Origin of the sequence: Collinsella sp. AF37-9 (genome assembly GCF_003475115.1) — a bacterium.
In the GTDB taxonomy this organism is placed as follows: Bacteria; Actinomycetota; Coriobacteriia; order Coriobacteriales; family Coriobacteriaceae; genus Collinsella.
Genome location: NZ_QROQ01000001.1, coordinates 26,539 through 43,380, shown reverse-complemented (window position 1 = coordinate 43,380; position 16,842 = coordinate 26,539). Strand labels below are relative to the sequence as shown.

The window sequence follows — 16,842 nt, the reverse complement described above, 5'->3', positions numbered from 1 at the left end:
GAGGACGACGCCCGGAACCGGCGCAAGCAGCCCTTCAATAAGTTGCGGTGAAATAGTGTCTGTTTTTGCTGCTAGATAGCATATTCAGTCCCTAATTCACCGCAACTTGTTGGTGGTGACTTACTGGTAGCGTAGGCACTCCACCGGGTTGAGCTTTGCCGCGCGTCGAGCGGGGTAGAAGCCAAAGATTACGCCGATGCCGACGGAGACGGCGAAGGCCAGCAGCACCGTGGCGATTGAAAAACTCGGTGTGATTTGCCCGCTGGCACCGAGCTCGCCAAGAATCCCGGATCCGGAGGCAAACATCGCAAGAGCCCAGGCCAGCAGATAGCCAATCAGGACACCCAACAGTCCGCCGGTGACGCACAGCGCCGAGGACTCGGCCAAAAACTGGGCGGTAATATCGCGACGACTGGCGCCCAGAGCGCGGCGGATGCCGATCTCGCGGATGCGCTCAGTCACGTTGGTGAGCATCATATTCATAATGCCGATACCGCCGACAAGCAGCGAGATGCTGGCGACAGCACCCATGATGAGCGAGAACGCGCCCATAAAGGAGTTGAGTGCATCGATGGCGCTTTTCATGGATGTCGCCGATACACTGTCGTACTCATCCTCCTCCGCGATGCCCTTTATCGCGTGCACCTTGGACTCGATGGTCTTGCAGAGCTCATCCATGTCCGTGCCCTCGGCGGCAAGTGCCGTCACGCTGGGGAATGAAGGATTCTCGTCACCAAACAGGCCGGAGATGGTTTCGCGTGGCATATACAGCGTGAGCGAGCCCATGGAGTCGCTGCCACCATCTATCACGCCTACAATCTGCACCTCGCCGTTGGACACCTTGATGGTTTTCCCCAGCGCATCCTGTTCGTTGCCGTAAAGCTGATCGGCGCCGTTGCGGCTGATGAGCGCCACGCGCGAGCCTGACTGGGACTCGGCCTGGGAATAGGTGCGCCCCGCAACGAGCTTGCTGGCCCCCACGGCGTCTAGCATGTCGCTATCGACACCTTGTGCCATGACGGTATAGCTTTTATCGCCGGTCTTGTACTCGGTATACGCGCTGTCGACAATGCCGATCTGCTCTATCTGCGGCACCAGTTTTTGAAGCTTCTCGATGTCCGACTCGGTGAGTTCTTGCGACGAATAGATTTGCACCATGCGTGCCGCATTGAGACCCAGACTGTTGACCAGGCTGTTTTGGATGCCGCCGATGAGCGAAGTCATGGCGATTACCGAGGCGATGCCGATGACAATGCCCAGGATGGTGAGCAGGCTGCGCCCCTTGTTGGCTTCGAGCGAGTGAAGGGCTTCCTGGATGAGATCGCGGGCGCTCATGCCACCACTCCTTTCGGCGGGTTGGCGGGGGCGGAAATCATGGGCAGGCTATCTACGGCGCTGCGTAGGGTCCGCGGTGCATGTGGAATATACGCGCCGTCGTGAATGCGACCGTCGCGGATGGTCACGGCACGGTCGGCCTCGGCGGCGATGCCGGGGTCGTGTGTGATAAGCACGATGGTTTTGCCGCGCTTCTGGAGCTTATGGAAGGTCTCCATCACAAGCGCTCCGGTGGCGGAGTCTAGGTTTCCCGTTGGCTCATCGGCCAGGATGATGGGCGGGTCATTGACGAGGGCGCGCGCGATGGCGACACGCTGCATCTGGCCGCCCGAGAGCTCGGATATGCGGTGGTCCCAGTGGTCGACGGGCAGCGTGACGGCCTGCAGCACGTGCACGGCGCGCATTTCGCGCTGGCTACGGGACACATTGGTGTAGGCCAGCGGCAGCATCACATTTTCGATAACCGACAGGCGCGGCAGCAGGTTGAAGCTCTGAAAGACAAAGCCAATGCTCAGGGCGCGAACTTCGGTGAGCTCGTCATCATCGAGCTCGGCCACGTTGAGCCCTTGCAGGTAGTAGTCGCCCGCCGTCGGCTTATCCAGGCAGCCTAGGATGTTCATGAGCGTTGATTTTCCCGAGCCCGAAGGGCCGGTAATGGCGACGAACTCGCCGGGATTTACCGCCAGGCTCACGTTATGCAGGATGTGGGCGCAACCTGCCTCGCTCTCAAAGATGCGGTGCACGTTGCGGATGTCGATAACGGGACGCATTACATGCCCTCGTCGGCAGACATACTGCCCGAATCCGCGCCGTAGCCGCCGTCAGCCGTTGCGTCCGCTCCGGTGTCCATGACGAGGGTGTCGCCATCGCGCAACTTGGTAACCGGCACGTTGGGGTTGATCTCGTTGCCCTGGTCGTCGCGCTTGACCTGTGTCTTGCCGACTACGGCTTCGTTGTCGTTTTGCGTCACGACTGTCACCTTCACGCGACGGGTTTGCTTGCCCTCGTCATCAGTCGCCACGTTGACGTAATAGTGTTCGCCGTCTTCGGTCATGAGCGCCATCGTCGGCACCATCACCACGTCGTCGAGCTGCTCGGTCACCACTGATACCTCGGCCGTCATGCCCGGCTTCAGGCGCGCGTCGGGCGCCTCTATGAGAATGTCGACGTTAAAGGTTACGCTGCTGCCGTCACCGTTGGCGGCGTCAGAGTTTGCCACCGAGGCGATAGCCGTGACGGTGCCCTGGCTCACGATATCGGGAAACGCGGGATACGTGACGTTGGCGCTCTGCCCAACGGCGATCTTGGCGATGTCCTTTTCGCCCACCTGCACGGTCACCTTCATCTTGGATAGGTCGGCGATCTGCATGCACTGTTTGCCGCCGCTCGTATCGCTTTCGCCCATGATCATGCCGCCTGTTACCGTGGCGCCCACCTTGGCGTTGAGCTCCACGATACTACCCGAGCTCGGGGCCGTGACCGTGCGACTGGCGGCCTTGGCGTTCGCCTGGTCGAGGTTTGCCTGGGCCGATGCCAGGCTGCGCTGCGCGGCCGATACGGCGTTCGTGTCCGCTGATGCGGCGGAGACGCCAGCCGCTGCGGAAGCTCCATCGACGTCCGTCGTTGGGGTGGTCTGCGCGGCGGTTGCGGCTTTCTGCGCGTTGGCGAGGTCTTCCTGGGCGGCTGCAACTGCACGCTGCGCCTCGGCAACGTTGCGATCGAGCTCGTCGTTTTTAATGGTCATAAGCACGTCGCCCTCGTTGACGGATTGGCCTGCCTGCACGTTGATCGAATCGACCGTACCGTCGACAGAAGGGGAGACCACTGAGGACGAAATGGGTTTGAGCTGGCCTTTCGCCTCGACCGTTGTGGTAAACGTGCCCTCGGTCACCATGTCGGTCACCGGCCCGTTGTTGCCTGCGGGCCGTGCGTTGATGGCTAAGGTCACGACAACGGCGATGAGCACAATGGCGGCCACGACGCCGGCCGCAATGCCGCGTCGGATGAGCTTTTTGCGTCGATGTTCGGCACGTTTTGCCTTGAGCTTGGCATATGCCTCTTCATCGGAAATCTCGGTCGCATCGTTCGCGCGTCCGCTCTGCTTATCGGCATGTACGTTTGTAATCAGAGGAATCGTTTCGGTGGCACCTTCGGGCGTGCGCTCGGTATCATCTGGGCCCGGGGTGATCGTGGGGACATTCGGCATAGCGTCTCCTTTATAGAAAGAACCTCGATAATTATATGCGCCCACCGGTTGGGGCGGGCGCATAGAACGGTTTCTTTCGGAACTGTTAGATTGGTCGCAGCGGTTCCACGTTGTATGAATGTGCGCGTTGCACTACGAGTGCACGACCACGCACAGGCCGACTTTGATGCAGTCGTGAAGTGCCTTGGCGTCTGCCAGGCGCAGGTTGATGCAGCCGTGGCTGCCGCACCATTTGTACGACTCGGCGTTATCGAAGCTCTTGTCGTTTTGCCAGGTGGCATCATGGAAGCCGATCATGTTGCCCTCAAACGGCATCCAGTAGCTCACCGGACTCTCGTATTTGGGCTTGCCGGTCTCGGGGTCCTTGGCTCCGATCAGGGTGCTGCCGCCGTCGTTGCTGTTGATCTGCCAGACGCCCTCGGGCGTGGCGTCCTCGCCCGGCTTGCCCGAGATAAAGTTGGCCTCCCAAACGATATTTCCGCTCTCGTCATAGTAGCGCGCGTGCTGCTCGGACAGGTCGACGTCGATATACGCCTTCCAGTCGGGCTCTCCCTTTGCGGTAAAGGTGTCGGCCTTCTGGGAGTACTTGATCTCGATTTCGCCGGTCTGCTTGTTGTTAATGGCGTCCTCGACCTGCTTGGCGAGCGAGCTGCTGTCGATGGACCAACCAAAGTCGCCGCCTTCGACGGCGCACTGCTTGCCATCGGCGCGCGTCCACCAGCGAGTGGAGCCCACGGTATTAAAGCCGTTGGCGAGTTCGGCTGCCCAGCTGCTGATCTGCGACGTATCGAGCGTGGGGTTGGCCGGATCGGCAAAGCTGATCCACTGCAATACGGAGCTGCCATCAACCTTGCCGGCATCCTCGCCGTTGAGCTTGAGGGTCACGTTGACGCCCAGGAAGTTGTTGGCGGCATCGCATGCGGCCTGAATCTGATCATCGGTTAGCGTTCCATTGAGCGGCTCATAGGCATCGTTGCCGAGCTTGGAAAGATCTACGGTCTCGGCCAGCGAGGCAAGCTCGAGCTCGGCATATTTAATGACATGCTCGCGGTTGAGTTTTTCGTTGGAGCGCGCCTTCTCGACGGCAAACTTGCCGGCCTGCTCGTCATAGGAGCTATTGGCCTCGAACGTGCCCGAACGGCCCTCGTTAAACTCGTCGATGGCGGCGCCCAGATCCTTCTCAAACTTCTTTTGGTCAAAGGTGTCGGAGAGCATGGACAGGTCGACGTCTTGATCAAGATCGACTTCGTTGGAGGTAGCGGTTGTTTTGGTTTTGCCGCTTAAGGATTCCACAAGGCGGACCGGCCATACAAAGGCTTCGTTGTGGCTGATAATCTCTTTTGCGGCAGCTTCGCCGTCGACAATGGGCTCATCGGACTCGGGCTGATAGGTCCAGCTAAAGTCATCGCCTGTCACGGTGAGCTTATAGTGCTTCCATGCCGAGTTGACCTTGGTGGCGGCAGACGAAGCGTTGGAGAACGAGACGTCGACGCCGGCGATGGTGGTATTGGGGTAGGCTACCTGTGAAAACGCTACGATGCCTACGATATAGACAATGACGATAAGACCTAAGACGACAAAGAGCGTCGTCTTTTTGCCTGACTTATTGTTCTCGGGGGACTTGCGCGCGGGGCCGCGATCGCCTCGGGCGTGCGTTGGGGGCTGCTTGGGCGCATTGCCGTTTGCCTGGCGCTGCTGACGTTGTTGACGATGCTGTCGCTGTTGGTTCGGGCGTTGAGAAGCGTTTGCCGCACCACGCTGCTGACCGTGGCTCGGCGCGATAGGACGCGGCGACTGAACGCCGCCGGTGTGCCTGCTCGGCTGCTGCGGATCGGGAATCAGTTGAGTTCGATCGTTTTGCGACATCGTATGCATATCCTTCGAATTTCGCCTTGCGGCTCATCGTGTTTTTACTGGGCTTGCATTATAGCGATTGCCCTGCTGTTTGTGGTACGGAAACGGTGGCATTCAAAAGAGGTGGGACATTTGTCCCACCTTTGAGTCGTTCTTAGCCGTTATCCGCACACACCGCATTTTGCACAGGCTGAAAGTGCGGCCGGAGCCTGCGCGATGCCGCCCTTTGCCGTCTCGCGCAGCGTGGCCGGCAACGCGTGGCCCACTGAGAGCATGACATGTGCCATCTGGTCAAACGGAACCAGGCTCTTAATTCCTGCGAGGGCGAGTTGTGCCGAACTAAAGGCCGCTGCCACGCCGATGGCGTTGCGGTTTTGGCAGGGCACCTCCACGAGGCCACCGACGGGGTCACAAACGAGGCCCAGCAGGTTACTCAGCGCGATGGAACTGGCGTCGAGCGCCTGCTCGGGCGTGCCGCCGAGCATCTGCACCAGCGCGGCGGCTGCCATGGCGGCGGCGCTTCCCACCTCGGCCTGGCAGCCGCCCTCGGCACCGGCGACGCAGGCGCTCGTGGTGAGGTTGAGGCCGATAGCGGCTGCGCAGTAGAGCGCGTCCATGACCTGCTCGTCGTCGAGCTGAAGGTGATCGGCCAGCGCCAGCACGCAGCCGGGCACGACACCCGCGGAGCCTGCCGTCGGAGCTGCGACGATCACACCCATCGTGGCGGAACGCTCGAGCACGGCCATCGCGCGGGCCACGGCGTCGGTCTGGACGACGCCCATCAGGCTTTCACTCAAATCGTTGCGGCCTGTGGCATCGACGAGTTTAGCCTCGCCGCCGATAAGCCCGCCGAGTGAGCGCAGCGGATTTGCGAGTGGGGCCGTGGTCTCCTCGCGCATGACGTCGAGCACGCGGCGCATGGCGGCGACGGCGTGGGCCTCGCCGGTCAGACGCGCCTCGCGAACGGCCATGACGGCGCCGATGCTGAGCCCCTGTTCCTCACACGCATCGAGCAGCTGCTCGCCGTCGTCGAAGATTTCCTTGGCCGAGACGCCGGGGGAGAGCGACGAGGCAGAACCGGGGAGCTCGATAAAGGTCGCGTAATCGACATTGTCGAGTTTGCGTAGCATGGGGATAACGGTGTCGTCGGGCGCGCCGTCGGTCTCAAAGACGGAGTAGGCCTGGCCGCCCACTTCGGTGCGGTAGGTGCGGCAGAAGGCGATGTTCACGTGGGCGTAGGCGAGCAGGTTGGTGAGCGCGGCGAGCACGCCGGGGACGTCGTAGTGCGCCACGAAGAGTGTGGAGTACATGCCCGAGATGTCGACGCCGACGCCGTTAATGCGGCTGATGCGCATCTTGCCGCCGCCCAGGCTCTCACCGCGGACCTGTGCCGTGGCGCCCGTGTCGTCGACCATGTCGATGTCGACGGTGTTGGGGTGGATGGAGGCGTCGTCGCCCTTGATGTCAAAGTGATATTCGAGGCCCTGCTCGTGCGCGAGGTCGAAGGCCTGCTTGATGTTCTCGTCATCGGTGTCGAGGCCCAGGATACCCGCGACGAGCGCGCGGTCGGTGCCGTGGCCGCGGTAGGTGTGGGCGAAGGAGTTCCACAGGCCAAAGGTGACTTTGGTGATGCGGCCTTCCAACAGGCTGGCGGCAACTTGGGCGCAGCGCAGGGCGCCGGCGGTGTGCGATGAGCTGGGGCCGACCATGACGGGCCCCAAGATCTCGAATGCCGAGGTCGTAGCTAGTGTTTGCGGCTTGCCTGCCATATGCGCTCCTGTTCTATCCCGTCGTTCCGAGGGACGGGGCATACTCTGTCCCGCCGTTCCGAGGGCTTTAGTATTTGGTCGCCTGCTCGGACAGTCCTGCTCGCACGGAGGCCACATTAAGTGGCCTCCGGCTCGTGCGGAACTCGCGATCGACCAAATACTAAAGCCCTCGGAACTTAGGATACATGGTTGGAGTCGCTCTGCTGCGAAATTTATAGGCCTATGACCTATTCCATGTCCCAGGTCGGCTCATCTTCACCACCTTTAAATAAAAAAGAAGTACCGGTTGGAGCCGGTACTTCTTTTGGTGCGTTGTTTCTTGGCTGTAGCTTTTGCCGTTAGCTTAAAGTCCGCAGGCTGCTTTGAGTTCTTCGACTCGGTCGGTATTCTCCCAGGTGAAGTCGGCGTCTTCTCGGCCGAAATGACCGTAGGCTGCCGTCTTCTCGTAGATGGGGCGACGCAGGTCCAGGTCGCGGATGATTGCGCCCGGGCGCAGGTCGAAGGTCTTCTCTACGGCTTCAACGATCTTATGCTCAGCAACATGTGCGGTACCGAAGGTGTCGACCATGATTGACAGGGGCTTGGAAACGCCGATGGCGTAGGCAAGCTCGACTTCGCAGCGGTCGGCCAGACCGGCGGCGACCACGTTCTTGGCGACCCAGCGCGCGGCATACGCGGCGGAGCGGTCGACCTTGGTGCAGTCCTTGCCACTAAAGGCACCGCCGCCGTGACGGCCGTAGCCGCCGTAGGTGTCGACGATGATCTTGCGGCCGGTGAGGCCCGTGTCGCCCATGGGGCCGCCCACGACAAAGCGGCCGGTGGGGTTCACGTAGATGTCCGCGTTGTCCCACGGCATGTTCTCGGCGGCCATGACCGGGGTGATGACGTGCTCGATGAGGTCGGCCTTGATCTTGCCCATGTCCTCGATCTCGGCGGCGTGCTGCGTGGAGATGACGATGGTCGTGACCTCGACGGGCTTGCCTTCCTCGTAGCGCACGGTGACCTGGGTCTTGCCGTCGGGGCGCAGGTAGGCGAGGGTGCCGTCGTGGCGCACGGCTGCCAGGCGCTCGGCCAAGCGGCTGGCAAGGTAGTGTGGCATGGGCATGAGGGTCTTGGTCTCGTTGGAGGCATAACCGAACATCATGCCCTGGTCGCCGGCACCGATTAGGTCGATCGGGTCGGTGGTAGCGCCGGTCTGGGTCTCGAAGGACTCGTCGACGCCCTGGGCGATATCGGGCGACTGCTCGTGGATGAGGCTCATAACGCCGCAGGTGTCGCAGTCAAAACCGAACTTGGCACGGTTGTAGCCAATGCGACGGATAACGCCGCGGGCGATTTCCTGTACGTCGACGTAGGCCTGGGTGCGGATCTCGCCGGCGACGATGACGGTGCCGGTGGTCACGAGGGTCTCGCAGGCGCAGCGGACGTTCTCCACGTTGGCAGGCACGCCGTTGGGGGCGATGTAGCCCTGCTCCTGGAGCTCTATTTCTTTGGCGAGAATTGCGTCGAGGACGGCGTCACTGATCTGGTCGGCGATCTTATCGGGATGACCTTCGGTCACCGACTCCGACGTAAAAACAAAGGACCCGTGTTGGGGCGGGATGGAACGAAGTTCTTCTGACATGATTGTCCTTTCAAAAACGTGTCCCGGCGACCGTTACCATTCCGCCGGGCTCTCTATGCAAGGGCACATCATAGCGCGTAAATCAAACATTCACACCCTTTCCGCACCTACTCATTGGGGACAGACTTAAATGATCAGCCTTGCCTAAGTGCCGACAGGTTGCCCAAAGAATGGTCATTTAAGTCTGTCCCCAATGAGTAGGTAGGTGCCCTTTGTGCGGAGGTTGCTTTGATGCTTTATACTGATGCGGTTAGACATCCATCCTGCAATCGAGGAGATTTCCATGGCATCAGACGTTCGCGTCCGCTTTGCACCCTCACCGACGGGCAAGCTGCACATCGGCGGCGCCCGCACCGCTATCTATAACTGGGCTTTCGCCCGTGCTAACGGCGGCACGTTCATCCTGCGCATCGATGACACCGACCCCACCCGCTCCACCGACGAGAACACGCAGATCATTCTGCGCGCCATGCGTTGGCTGGGCCTGGACTGGGACGAGGGTCCCGAGGTGGGCGGCGATTTTGGCCCCTACGCCCAGACCGAGCGCCTGGACCTGTACAAGCAGGCCGCCCAGAAGCTTTGGGACGAGGGCAAGGCCTATCCCTGCTTCTGCACCAAGGAGCAGCTCGACGCCGACCGCAAGGCCGCGCAGGAGCGCAAGGACCCCTTCCAGGGCTATCAGCGCCGTTGCCGCAATCTTGATCCCGAGGAGGCCCGCCGTCGCATCGAGGCCGGCGAGTCCTACGTCCTTCGCATCAAGGTGCCCGAGGACCGCGGCGACGTCGTTATCCACGATGCCGTCCACGGCGAGGTGACCTTCGACGCCAAGGAGCTCGACGACTTTGTGATCTTCCGCTCCGATGGCACGCCCACGTACAACTTTGCGACCGTCGTCGACGACGCCATGATGAAGATCACCCATGTCATCCGCGGCGACGACCACCTGTCCAACACCCCGCGTCAGGTCATGGTCTACGAGGCCCTCGGCGCGCCCGTGCCCACGTTCGCCCACATCTCCATGATCCTGGGCGCCGACGGCAAGAAGCTCTCCAAGCGCCATGGCGCCACCTCGGTGGAGGAGTACCGCGACGCCGGCTACCTTTCCGACGCCTTCGTCAACTACCTGGCGCTGCTCGGCTGGTCGCTCGACGGCGAGACCACAATCATCCCGCGCGATGTCCTGGCCAGCAAGTTCTCGCTCGACCGCATCTCCAAGAACCCGGCGACCTTCGACCCAAAGAAACTCGACTGGGTCAACGCCGAGTACATCAACGGCATGTCCGATGCCCAGTTTGCCGACGAGATCATGGTCCCCGAGCTGCACGAGGCGGGTCTCATCGAGGGCAACGTCGAGTACGGCGAGGATTGGATCGATGCGCTTGCCGCCATCGTCAAGCCGCGCACCAAGATGCCGGCCGACGCCGTGACCGTCGCCGCTCCCATCTTTGCTACGGCCGAGACGCTCGAGTATGACGAGAAATCCGTCAACAAGGGCCTGGCCAAGGAAGGCATGGGTGCCATCCTGGACGCCGCCAAGGCCGCGCTCGAGGGCGTGGACGAGTGGGCAGCCGCGAACATCGACGCCGCGCTTGAGCCGCTTCCCGAGCAGATGGACCTCAAGAAGCGCGTGGTGTTCCAGGCCGTGCGCGTCGCCGTTTGCGGCAACATGGTGAGCCCTCCGCTGGGCGAGACCATGGCGCTCGTCGGCCGCGACGACTGCCTGGCACGCATCGACCGCGCCCGCACGATGGCGCTATAGTAGACGCGTAAACGCATGTATCCGAGCCCCGTTCCCCCGAGCGGGGCTCTTGTTTCTGTACCGATGAGTGGGTTGCTGGGACAAAATAATCAGTAGTGTTTGTCCCATGTTCGAATGACGCAACAAGCTCGACACTCGTATCGGCCATGGGACAAACTCTACTGATTATTTTGTCCCACCCCTTTCAGGTCCGTTCGTTAGAGGTGGTGTATGGCTCAACAACTGTCGCTGTTTGGTTCTCCGGAACCGGAGGAGGCTCTGGTGAAGCTCATGCCTGCCGCTGCCTCGGCTCAGCCTAAGCCTGCACCTGAGCCCATCGCTGCCTACGCGAGCGTGGTTCTCGACATTCCTACCCGAGCGCTGTCCGAGCCATTCGCCTACTGCATTCCCCAGTCCCTTGCCAACGAGGTCCAGATCGGATCCACGGTCCTGGTCCACTTTGGTAACCGTGCCGCCGCGGGCTATATCGTCGACATTGCGCCTGAGCTGCGCGACCTGCAGGGTAACAACGCCCTCGACCCCGTGCGCATCAAGCCCATCGAGGCCATCCTCAGCAAACCGCTCTTTACCGCCGAGGCTGCCCGCATCGCACGCTGGATGAGCCGCGAGTATGTCGCGACGCTTTCCGAGTGCCTGCGCCTGTTTTTGCCCCCGGGCGGCAGCCCGCGTGTGGTCAAGGGCGACGACGATGCGTGGACTGTTGAACGGCCCGCCGTCAAGCCTATCCAAAATCGTTGGGTGATGCTTACGCCCGAAGGCTTTGACTATACGCCGCCCAAGACCGCGGTCCGTCAGCGCCAGCTCATCGAGGCGCTGCAGTGCGGCCCGGTTACGACTCGCGACCTTAATCTTCTCTATAACAGCATGTCGGCGACCATCAAAGCGCTCGAAAAGCGCGGCGTCGTGGTGGTGGAGGAGCGCCGCGCCTGGCGTGGCTGCAGCGAGCAGACCACGCTGTCCTCGGCAAGCGGCAAGGCGCCGGTCTCCCTTACCAACGGCCAGCAACGGTCACTCGCGCAGATTGAGCGCGCCCGTCTGGACGCTCATGGCGACGTGGTGTTGGTCGACGGCGTCACCGGCTCCGGCAAAACCGAGGTTTACCTCTCCGCCATCGAGCGCGTGCTCGCAGCCGGTCGCTCTGCCTGCGTGCTGGTGCCCGAGATCTCGCTGACGGCCCAGACCGTCGGCCGCTTCCGCTCGCGCTTTGGCGAGACGGTGGCCGTTTTCCATTCGCGTCTTTCTGCTGGCGAGCGTCTCGACCAGTGGGATATGGTCGCCAGCGGTGCGGCCCGCGTGGTGGTCGGCGCCCGCTCGGCGCTCTTTTGCCCGCTCAGCGACTTGGGCCTCATCATCATCGACGAGGAGCACGAGACTAGTTACAAGCAGGGCTCCAGTCCGCGCTACCACGCTCGCGAGGTGGCGGCCGAGATGGCGCGCCGCTACCGCTGCCCACTCGTGCTGGGCTCGGCCACGCCTTCTGCCGAAGCGCTCGACCGCTGCCGTCGCGGAACGTACGGCGGTGCCACGTGGACGCGCGTCGAGATGCCCGAACGCCCGGGGCACGCGGTCCTGCCCACGGTTCGCATTGCCGACCTGCGCCGCGAGTTTTCGCACGGCAGCCGCTCAATGTTCTCTAAACCGCTGATGGAAGGCCTGGAGCGCGTTGTAGAGCGGCGCGAGAAGGCCGTGCTGCTGCATAACCGCCGCGGCTTTGCGCCGTTCCTGATGTGCCGCGAGTGCGGCTGCGTCCCCACCTGCAACCACTGCTCCACCGCCCTTACGTATCACGAGCGCACGCACACGCTGCAATGTCACACATGCGGATCCTCCTGGCGCGTGCAGCCGTATCCCGCGCCCACGAGTCGTTGCCCCAAATGTGGTAGTCGCTACCTTGCAAAAATGGGTCTGGGCACGCAGCAGATCGAGGACGCACTGCACCAGATGCTGCCCGAGGACGTCGCCATCATCCGCATGGATGCCGATTCCACGCGCGGCAAGGATGCGCACAAAAAGCTGCTCGAGCAGTTCGATGCCGCCGATTGCGCGGTGCTGCTGGGCACCCAGATGATTGCCAAGGGCCTCGACTTTCCCGAGGTCACGCTTGTGGGCGTGGTCAATGCAGACTTTGCGTTAAAGCTGCCCGATTTTAGAGCAGGGGAGCGCGCCTACGATTTACTGGAGCAGGTCGCCGGCCGTGCCGGTCGCGGCGATCGTCCCGGTGAGGTGATCATCCAGACCTACCTGCCCGAGGATCCGGTCATTCGCGCCGTCGCCGAGCACGACCGTTCTATCTTTACCGACTACGACCTTGACCAGCGGCGCGACGCGCTGTATCCGCCCTTTGTGCGCCTGGTCAACATTTTGGTGTGGTCGGCGAACGCGGATGACGCGCAGGACTACATTGGGCGCATTGCAAAGCTTCTTAAGCGTCGCTGGCATGCCGCCGCGCCCGATTTTTTGCGGGCAGGGAGTGCCGTGCCGCAGGTGCTGGGCCCGGCTTCGTGTGTAATCGAGAGAGCCAAGGACCGTTACCGCTTCCATCTGCTTGTGAAGTCGCCCGTGGGGTACCATGTCTCTGATGATATCGACGCCTGCCTCAAAGAGGTGGGCTCCGTGCGCGGCGTGAGCGTGAGCGTTGACGTCGACGCCTATGATTTGATGTAACAACCTGAAAGGATGGCCATGGAAGCCAACGGAATCGTACTGTCGCCCGACCCTCGTTTGCGCCAGGAGTGCGCCGTCATCGAGGAGATCACCCCGGCGATCGAGGCGCTTGCCGAGAAGATGAAGAAGATGATGTTCGAGAACGGCGGCTGCGGCCTGGCTGCTCCGCAGATCGGCGAGCTTATTCAGCTCGTCACCATCGACTGCGACTACAGCGACAAGAACGACTACGACCCGTACGTGCTCATCAATCCCGTGATTGTCGAGCAAAGCGACCATCTCGTTCCGTATAGCGAGGGCTGCCTATCCATTCCTGGCATTAGCTGCGAGATCGAGCGTCCCGACCATGTCGTCGTCGAGGCGTATGACCTGGACGCCAACCTGATTCGCTATGAGGCCTCGGGCGATCTGTTCTGCGTGTGCCTGCAGCATGAGATCGATCACCTGCACGGCAACACCATGTTCGAGCGACTGAAGCCGATGCAGAGGATCAAGGCAGTCAAGGAGTACCAGGACGCCCTGGCCCGCGGCGCTCGACCGGGCGAGACGGAGTAGGTTAATTGTCCGTCCCTGGGATGGGGCCCACACATATCATCCCGTGCTCAAACATTCTCGCTTTGCTGCGAAACTGCGCGCGGGACGATATGTGTGGGCCCCATCCCAGGGACTACGTTGTCGCTCTTCGTTTCGCCCGGGTGCCGTCGGGCCAGGGAGGGGCGTCTTCGCTGATAGGTGCTTTGTTGGGAGGGCTGCTTTTATGCGGCTCTTTCTTTGTTTTTGGGTATATTTGTTTCTGTTGAACTATTCTTGCGGCTGGGCGCGCTTGCGACCAAGAACGCTTTTTTGTAGCCGTCTCGGCTCGTTATTGAGAGGAGACTAACTTTTATGCGTATTGTGTTTATGGGTACGCCTGATTTTGCTGTGCCTTCTTTGACTTCGCTTGTTGCGGCTGGTAATGAGGTTGCGCTCGTTATTACTCGTCCCGATGCTGTTCGTGGGCGAGGTAAGAAGCTAGAGCCGTCTCCTGTTAAGGCTAAGGCGCTTGAGCTGGGGTTGCCGGTTGTTGAGGCTAATCGTATGACGCCTGAGGTTGTTGAGGTGCTCCAGGCTGCCCAGGCTGATATTTTCTGTGTGGCTGCTTATGGCTGTATTTTGCCTGATGAGGTGCTGCATATGGCGCCGCTTGGTATTGTGAATGTTCATGCGTCCTTGCTGCCTCGTTGGCGTGGGGCTGCTCCTATTCAGCGTGCCATTCTTGCTGGTGATGAGATTGCTGGCGTTTCTATTATGCGCATTGGGCATGGCGTGGATACCGGCGCCTATTGTGCGCAGGCCTCGACCTCGGTTGCCGGTAAGCATGCTGAGGCGCTGACCATGGAGCTCGCTGAGCTCGGCGGCAAACTGCTTACCGATACGCTTCCCTCTCTTGCCGATGGCACTGCCGTGTGGACTGAACAGGATGAGGCGCTCGTTACCCATGCTGCCAAGATTTCTAAGCAGGAGATGCGCTTGGATCCGCAAATGGCGGCGCTCGATTGCGTGCGTCATGTGCTCGCTTCGTCCGATACCGCGCCTGCTCGTTGCGTGATTGCCGGCAAGACCGTGCGTGTGCTCGATGCTGCGGCGGCTGATGTGTCGCTCGGCGAGGGTCAGGTTCTCGTTAAGACCAAGCGTGTTTACCTGGGCCTTTCTGATGGCTCGGTTGAACTGCTCGAGGTTAAGCCCGATGGCAAGCGTGCTATGACTGCTTCTGCTTGGTCTGCTGGCCTGCAGGGTGCCGATCTTATCTGGGGTGTTTTGTCATGAGCAGGCTGTCTCCCGCGCGCAAGCTTGCGCTCGATGTGCTGATGGAGGCCGATCGCCGCGGCATGTATGCACGCGACGTGCTGTCCTCTCGCGCATCGGCCAAGGCTATTGACCAGCGCGATTCCGCTTTTGCCGCCCGCTTGGCGCTGGGTGTTGCCGCCACGCAGGGTATTTTGGACGAGCTGCTCGATCAGTTTCTCGATAAGCCCAAAAAGGTTGCGCCGCGCGTTCGCATGGCGCTTCGTATTTCTGCCTTCGAGATGCTCTACCTGCATTCGCCTGGCCGCGTTGCCGTAAGTCAGGGAGTTGAGCTGGTTCGCTGCGGTGCTAAGTCCGCCGCCGGTCTGGCGAACGCCGTTCTGCATAAGGTTGCGGACAACGTCGATGATTTTGCCGCCGCGGTGGATGCCGATGAGTCTGAGCGACGCTTGGTTCGCCTGTCTCGCCTGATGGGCTTGCCGCGATGGCTGTGCGCTCGCATTATGGCATCGTTTGACACGCCAGAGGGTGCGCTTAACTTTGCCGGCAATCTGGCCCCCGCGCCGCTGGCCCTGCATGAGAACGCTTTTGCTTCCAAGCCCGATCCGTATATCTCGCAGCTCGTCGCGCCTGTCTTCCCGGGCTGCCATGCCCCGGTTGATGCCCAGGTTACCGTTGCTTCGGGTGTGTTTGAGCGTGCTGCCGCGGTGGCCTCTGATCTCAACGCGCAACTTATCGCCACAGCTGCCACGCGCCCTGGTTGCTGCCTTGAGATTGGTGCCGGCCGTGGCACCAAGACCTATGTGATGATGTGCCAGGCCAAGCGTGCGGGCTATGAGCGTCAGCATACGGCGCTCGATTTGCATGATCGCAAGTGCGACCAGAATCTCGCTCGCCTGCATAAGGCAGGTATTCAGGGCGTTCGTACGGTTTCGGGTGATGCTTGCGAGCTTGATGAAGTACTGACGTCGTTTGATGCCATGCTTGGCGAGCCGGTTAAGTTCGATACGGTCTTTATCGATGCGCCGTGCTCTGGCACCGGAACCATGCGTCGTCATCCCGAGATCCCGTGGCGCCTGACCGAAAAGGATGTGACGGTTGAGCTGCCCAAGCTGCAGCTTACGATGCTCAAGGAAGCCGCTACGCGCGTGGCTGCCGGCGGCGAGCTCATCTATGCCACCTGCTCGGTCTTTGAAGAGGAGAACGCGCAGGTCGTGGATGCCTTCCTGGCTTCTCCCGAGGGCGCCGGCTTTACCGTGGCGCCGCTCTCTGAAGCGCAGATTCTGCAACTCCCCGAGTTCGATCAGGCCAAGAAGCTCGTATCCGTACGCCAGAACGATCGTGGCCTCTTCCAAAGCGTGCCGGTAAGCGCCGATTCCTACGACGGCCACTTTTGCGCCAGGCTGGTCCACAAGTAATTACTACGTTGCGGTGAAATAGGGATTGAATAGCGGCATCTACCCGCCATAAAGTCCTTCTTTCACCGCAACTCATAAGGAACCTGGGCAGCTAAAGAATCAGCCCCGCGATTGGTGTTGGTCGCGGGGCTGATTGGTTTCTAGTGGCTGTGCGGGCAGTTGGCGCAGCAACCGCTCGTGGCGCTGGTGCTTGAGCCACCGCTGCGCTGGTCGGTGTTGTAGAAGCCGCTGCCCTCAAATTTAATACCGCTGGCCGAGAACGTCTTGGCGGCCGGAGCGCCGCAGTTGGGGCACACGACCTCGGGGGTCTCGGACATGGGGTGCTCAACCTCAAACACGTTGCCGCAGCTCGAGCACTTGTAATCGTAGCGCGCCATAATACTTCCTTTTCAGCACAAAGCGGGCAGATTACTCTGCCCGCAATAATT

At 61.2% G+C, this 16,842-nt stretch carries 12 protein-coding genes; 5 read left to right on the top strand and 7 right to left on the bottom strand.

Annotated elements, in window-relative coordinates:
- Positions 1-120 precede the first annotated feature (120 nt).
- From DW024_RS00155 to metK, 6 genes are all read right to left on the bottom strand, one after another.
- On the bottom strand, positions 121-1,335 hold the full coding sequence (locus tag DW024_RS00155) for an ABC transporter permease (protein ID WP_117769642.1): 1,215 nt from the start codon (positions 1,333-1,335) through the stop codon (positions 121-123).
- Positions 1,332-2,105 (bottom strand): ABC transporter ATP-binding protein, encoded by a 774-nt coding sequence (locus DW024_RS00150; RefSeq protein WP_118376661.1) that lies wholly within the window; start codon positions 2,103-2,105, stop codon positions 1,332-1,334. The genes DW024_RS00155 and DW024_RS00150 overlap by 4 nt, the downstream gene beginning before the upstream one ends.
- Complete coding sequence (locus DW024_RS00145) at positions 2,105-3,541, bottom strand: efflux RND transporter periplasmic adaptor subunit (protein WP_158556886.1); 1,437 nt, start codon at positions 3,539-3,541, stop codon at positions 2,105-2,107. Before DW024_RS00145 ends, DW024_RS00150 begins: the two co-directional genes overlap by 1 nt.
- A 132-nt stretch (positions 3,542-3,673) precedes the next feature.
- Positions 3,674-5,407 carry a L,D-transpeptidase gene (locus DW024_RS00140; protein WP_158572096.1) on the bottom strand — a complete coding sequence of 578 codons (1,734 nt, stop codon included), beginning with the start codon at positions 5,405-5,407 and terminating at the stop codon, positions 3,674-3,676.
- A 149-nt stretch (positions 5,408-5,556) separates the two neighbouring features.
- Positions 5,557-7,164 (bottom strand): L-serine ammonia-lyase, iron-sulfur-dependent, subunit alpha, encoded by a 1,608-nt coding sequence (sdaAA, locus tag DW024_RS00135; protein WP_117769646.1) that lies wholly within the window; start codon positions 7,162-7,164, stop codon positions 5,557-5,559.
- 343 nt (positions 7,165-7,507) lie between these two features.
- A complete protein-coding gene (gene metK, locus DW024_RS00130; RefSeq protein WP_118376659.1) occupies positions 7,508-8,788 on the bottom strand; it encodes a methionine adenosyltransferase in 1,281 nt (426 codons plus the stop codon).
- A gap of 283 nt (positions 8,789-9,071) precedes the next feature.
- On the opposite strand from metK, the gene gltX reads away from it, so the two are divergent.
- The 5 genes from gltX (at position 9,072) to DW024_RS00105 (ending at position 16,414) form a co-directional block, all read left to right on the top strand.
- Positions 9,072-10,547, top strand: a complete 1,476-nt coding sequence (gltX, locus tag DW024_RS00125) for a glutamate--tRNA ligase (RefSeq protein ID WP_118376658.1) — start codon at positions 9,072-9,074, stop codon at positions 10,545-10,547.
- A 210-nt stretch (positions 10,548-10,757) separates the two neighbouring features.
- Positions 10,758-13,211 carry a primosomal protein N' gene (gene priA / locus DW024_RS00120; protein ID WP_118376657.1) on the top strand — a complete coding sequence of 818 codons (2,454 nt, stop codon included), beginning with the start codon at positions 10,758-10,760 and terminating at the stop codon, positions 13,209-13,211.
- Between the two features lie 18 nt (positions 13,212-13,229).
- The gene (gene def / locus DW024_RS00115) at positions 13,230-13,766 is read left to right on the top strand and encodes a peptide deformylase (protein WP_117654708.1); all 537 of its coding nucleotides are present in this window, start codon (positions 13,230-13,232) and stop codon (positions 13,764-13,766) included.
- Between the two features lie 330 nt (positions 13,767-14,096).
- The gene (gene fmt / locus DW024_RS00110) at positions 14,097-15,017 is read left to right on the top strand and encodes a methionyl-tRNA formyltransferase (RefSeq protein WP_118376656.1); all 921 of its coding nucleotides are present in this window, start codon (positions 14,097-14,099) and stop codon (positions 15,015-15,017) included.
- Positions 15,014-16,414: an RsmB/NOP family class I SAM-dependent RNA methyltransferase gene (locus DW024_RS00105; protein ID WP_118376655.1), complete on the top strand. Its 1,401-nt coding sequence runs from the start codon at positions 15,014-15,016 to the stop codon at positions 16,412-16,414. Before fmt ends, DW024_RS00105 begins: the two co-directional genes overlap by 4 nt.
- Before the next feature lie 140 nt (positions 16,415-16,554).
- Here the strand turns inward: DW024_RS00105 and DW024_RS00100 are convergent, their stop codons facing one another.
- Entirely contained in the window at positions 16,555-16,791 is a 237-nt protein-coding gene (locus DW024_RS00100) for an FmdB family zinc ribbon protein (protein WP_117583493.1), read from the bottom strand.
- Positions 16,792-16,842 lie beyond the last annotated feature (51 nt).